Source organism: Rhodococcus sp. 06-156-4, from assembly GCF_002259345.1.
In the GTDB taxonomy this organism is placed as follows: Bacteria; Actinomycetota; Actinomycetes; order Mycobacteriales; family Mycobacteriaceae; genus Rhodococcoides; species Rhodococcoides fascians_E.
Genome location: NZ_NPGB01000010.1, coordinates 1 through 1,490, shown reverse-complemented (window position 1 = coordinate 1,490; position 1,490 = coordinate 1). Strand labels below are relative to the sequence as shown.

1 protein-coding gene is annotated in these 1,490 nt (G+C 67.5%); it reads left to right on the top strand.

The window, feature by feature from the left end; all coding sequences use genetic code 11:
* On the top strand, nucleotides 1-1,490 hold a 1,490-nt coding region (locus CH290_RS05860), incomplete at both ends, for a condensation domain-containing protein (RefSeq protein WP_249277802.1).

Genomic DNA, 1,490 nt, shown 5'->3' with positions numbered 1-1,490 from the left:
ACCCGCGTCGCCGCCCGCATCAACGCCGAACTCGGCACCTCCCTGACCCTGCGCGAAGTGTTCACCACCCCCACCATCACCGGCCTCGCGCACCTCGTCGACACCACCATCGCCACCCTCGACACCACCGGCGACGGCGCCACAGCACACCTGTCACCAGTACGCATCACCGACATCGAGGTCACCGACCCGATCCCCGCCTCCTACGGCCAACAAGCACTCTGGATCATCGACCAACTCGGCGGACCCGCCTCCCAGTACGTCGTACCCACGATCTGGACCCTCACCGGAAACCTCGACACCGCAGCCTTCACCGCCGCCATCGGCGACCTCGTCACCCGCCACCACCCCCTGCGCACCCTGCTCGTCGAACACGACGGCACCCTCACCCAACACATCGTCGAACCCACCCACATCACCGAACGACTCTCGATCCACATCGACGACATGCGCGACAACGCACCCTCAGACACACAAACCACCATCGACACCCTCATCGGCGCCGGGTTCGATCTCGCCGCCGACCTCCCCCTCCGCGTCGCTGTCCTGCGCACCGGCGACACCGAATGGACCATCGCCCTCATCGCGCACCACCACGCGATCGACGAATGGTCCACCCCCGCCCTGCTCACCGACCTCGCCGCTGCCTACACCGCACGACAGGCCGGCACCGCACCGACCTGGACACCACTACCGGTCACCTACGCCCACTACGCCACCTGGCAACGCACCACCCTCGGCGACGCCGCCGACCCCACCTCCGAACTCGCCGGCCACCTCGACTACTGGCGCACCACCCTCACCGACGCCCCCGACGAATCGATCATCACCCTCGACCACCCCCGCCCCGCACACCCCACCGGCCACGGCACCGACATCACCTTCACCATCGACCCCCACACCGCCGCCGCAGCCCGCACCGTCGCCGCCCAGCACGGCGTCTCGATGTTCACCCTCACCCACACCGTCACCGCCGTCACCGCATCACTGCTCGGCGCCGGCACCGACATCGTCATCGGCTCCCCCGTCGGCGGACGCACCGAACACGGACTCGAAAACCTCATCGGCTACTTCGTCAACACCCTCCCCCTACGCCACCACCTCCACCCCACCGACACCATCACCGACCTACTCACCACCACCCACCACACCGTCCTCGACGGCCTCGCCCACCAACACGCACCCTTCGAAACCATCACCCGCACCACCAACACACCCCGCACCACCAACCGCACACCCCTCTTCCAAATCCTCCTCACCCACAACAGCACCGACACCGACACCGGTGAGGTGGGTTCGTTGCTGCCGGGCCTGGTCGAATCAGTACTTCCGGCGGGCGCGGCAACGGAGTTGGGTGCGGCGACGGGGTTGGGTGCGGCCAAGACGGACCTCGAACTCGACCTCGCCGACACCCCGAACGGTATGGTCGGCTCCCTCACCTACGCCACCGAACTGTTCACCCCCGCCACCATCGACCGATTCACCACCAC